Origin of the sequence: Azospirillum griseum (assembly GCF_003966125.1) — a bacterium.
GTDB classification, from domain to species: domain Bacteria; phylum Pseudomonadota; class Alphaproteobacteria; order Azospirillales; family Azospirillaceae; genus Azospirillum; species Azospirillum griseum.
In genome coordinates, this window is record NZ_RXMA01000080.1 from 1 (window position 1) to 2,263 (window position 2,263).

The 2,263-nt window shown below is 57.1% G+C and carries 5 protein-coding genes; all 5 read left to right on the forward strand.

Annotation, left to right across the window (positions count from 1 at the left end; translation table 11 throughout):
- Nucleotides 1-220: helix-turn-helix transcriptional regulator (locus EJ903_RS27500; protein ID WP_210211574.1), on the forward strand; the 220-nt coding region annotated here is incomplete at its 5' end.
- Entirely contained in the window at nucleotides 220-723 is a 504-nt protein-coding gene (locus EJ903_RS26110; RefSeq protein ID WP_126620792.1) for a helix-turn-helix domain-containing protein, read from the forward strand. The genes EJ903_RS27500 and EJ903_RS26110, both read left to right, overlap by 1 nt.
- Nucleotides 724-1,249: 526 nt before the next feature.
- Nucleotides 1,250-1,612: a plasmid mobilization protein gene (locus tag EJ903_RS26115; RefSeq protein ID WP_126620793.1), complete on the forward strand. Its 363-nt coding sequence runs from the start codon at nucleotides 1,250-1,252 to the stop codon at nucleotides 1,610-1,612.
- 34 nt (nucleotides 1,613-1,646) lie between these two features.
- A complete protein-coding gene (locus EJ903_RS26120) occupies nucleotides 1,647-1,916 on the forward strand; it encodes a TraK family protein (protein WP_126620794.1) in 270 nt (89 codons plus the stop codon).
- Nucleotides 1,917-2,052: 136 nt separating this feature from the next.
- Nucleotides 2,053-2,232, forward strand: coding sequence for a hypothetical protein (locus EJ903_RS26125; RefSeq protein ID WP_126620795.1), 180 nt, complete (start codon nucleotides 2,053-2,055; stop codon nucleotides 2,230-2,232).
- Nucleotides 2,233-2,263 lie beyond the last annotated feature (31 nt).

The following is a 2,263-nucleotide window of genomic DNA, read 5'->3' on the forward strand; positions in this document are numbered from 1 at the left end:
GGTTGCACGAATTGCTCCCGTGGAATTGGAAAGCCGCTCAAAATATCAGGAAAGCAGCCTGACCGCGTCACTCGCCGGATGGTTACGGCGGGTGCGCGGAACCAGCCCGAAGTACCTTGTGCTGAATTCCCGCTGCCTCCGTTATCGGCTGTCGGACATCCAGACATGGCTGAATGAGCGGGCGCAGGATTCCACCGCTGAAAACCAGGGGAGCATGTGATGGCGGAGCAATCTGTCGCTTTGCCCCTTTCGGCGGGCTGGCTGCCGATCCTGCATCAAATGGTCGATAGTGGAGCCTTGGCTCGAATGCACCCATCGGCCGCCGCATTGTATATCGCGATCAAAAGATATGCTGACTACCACACGGGATTTGTAAACATCAGTAATAAGCGCCTTTGTGAGGCGATTGGCGTCAGTAAACCGACGTTGATGAAAGCCAGGGACAGCCTAATAGAGAATGGAATAATATCCGTTGTCTCAAACACATATCCGACAAGATATGTGCTCCATGAGAGATTACATTACTACACGGCTCAACGGAAGCCTGTTGCTGCAATCGAGTTCCCGTATATCCCCTGTTTTCAGCCAAAGATACTTGACACCCTTCGCAATCAGCCGCTTACCCTTGACCAGATCGGCACCACCCTCACCATTGGGGCGGTGAACGTACAGGTCATCAATGTCATCGATGCTGCCCCTGTGGATAAGGGGAAAGGTCGATGACCGAAGGGGCAATATTCTTTACCTCAGGGGCAGCGTCGTTGACCGGAAGGGCAGCGGATTTGCCCCCTATAAAGATAAGAAGAGTTGAGACGCGCCCGCTCCCGCGCAGCCCCATGGATTGCGCGGAGCGGGAGCGGGCGCGTCTCTCCATCCCTACCCTTCCCCTCATCTGTGGATAACGCGCGAGCGACGAAACCGGCATCGCGCTCTTCGGCTTGTCTCCGTTCGTCCGGGGAAAGCCCTACGAGTGCGCAAAAGCCGTTCTTGGAGCGCTCAAAACGCGACCAATCCGCGAAACCGTCGATCATCTGGCGTCCAAAACGCAGCTAATCGCCTGTTGTACGCTGCAAGGATGCCATTTTCTCAAGGAGTGGCAGGAAATGTCATCTTGTGTCATCGAAAAGCAGGGCAGGATGGGTGATGTACCGGTACACCGGCCCATCACGCCGTTATTCGCCTGTGGCTCAACGGTCTCCTGCTCTGCGAGGCTTGCGGCGGTCCCCGCCTTCATTTGGGGAGAAACGCCATGAGCAGATCGCGCAAAGGAAAAGGCACCCGCCGCACCACGACGCCGATCAATGTCTGGTGCCTTCCGGCCGAACGGGAGGAGCTTGAACGGCTTGCCGAGACGGCTGGGCTATCGATGTCCGCCTACCTGCGTCAGGTCGGGACCGGATATCAGCCGAGAAGCGTCGTCGATTACGATCAGGTCGCGATCATGGCGCGCGCCAATGCCGATCTGAACCGGCTGGGCGGGCTGCTGAAGATGTGGCTGACCAACGAAGAGAGGCTGACACCCGAACAGGTGACGCAATTGACAAAGGATATTGCGGCCGCAAACGAATTGCTTAAGCAGGCAGCAAAGAAGATCGTCCGATCAAAAATTTGATCCACACCGGGAATTGTAAGATACAAGAGGTATTATGACCAGCGCATCCAATGAAACGCTATCACAACTCATCATCCGACGGATCATTTCCGATCCGAACGCAAGTTCGAGAGACAGGACTGTGGCGATCCTCCAGCTTTACCGTGCCGAGATCGAAGCAGCTCTTACCGACGGGTGTTCGGTTCTGGCCCTCTGGCGCGTCATGACGGCCGACGGGCGCATCACCTCGACCTATCAGTCTTTCCGCAAGTGCGTGAACCGCTTCATTCTCGGCAAACAGCCCCCAGCCCGCCGCCGCAACTGACGCCGCCCTGTAGCTGCCAAAAAACAGCCTTGCGGTTGCACCCTGTTTCGCCAATGCTCCACCCCCGGTGCGCGGAGTTACCCCGCTTGGGTACTCGGCGCGCCGGTCTCGGCAGATTTGCAGGCGCACGGGTGACATGGCTGATTCGCTGACTTCCCTCATCCTCGACATCGTTCCGGCAGACGGCTCCACCATCGGGAACAAGGCCCTGCTGACGGAAATCCAGCGTCGCCGGCCTCGGACCACCGAGAGCGCCTATCTAAGGAATCACGCCAAATTAAGTACGTTGTTTTCCGCCCGGGGAGCGATGGTGTAGTTCCACTCTGGATGGAAGTCGTTTGGGGTTA

Excerpts from the sequence above, each read along its gene's own strand:
- EJ903_RS26120 (WP_126620794.1), top strand. The coding sequence starts at position 1,647 with ATGACCAGCGCATCCAATGAAACGCTATCACAACTCATCATCCGACGG.
- EJ903_RS26125 (WP_126620795.1), top strand. The coding sequence starts at position 2,053 with ATGGCTGATTCGCTGACTTCCCTCATCCTCGACATCGTTCCGGCAGAC.
- EJ903_RS26115 (WP_126620793.1), top strand. The coding sequence starts at position 1,250 with ATGAGCAGATCGCGCAAAGGAAAAGGCACCCGCCGCACCACGACGCCG.
- EJ903_RS26110 (WP_126620792.1), top strand. The coding sequence starts at position 220 with ATGGCGGAGCAATCTGTCGCTTTGCCCCTTTCGGCGGGCTGGCTGCCG.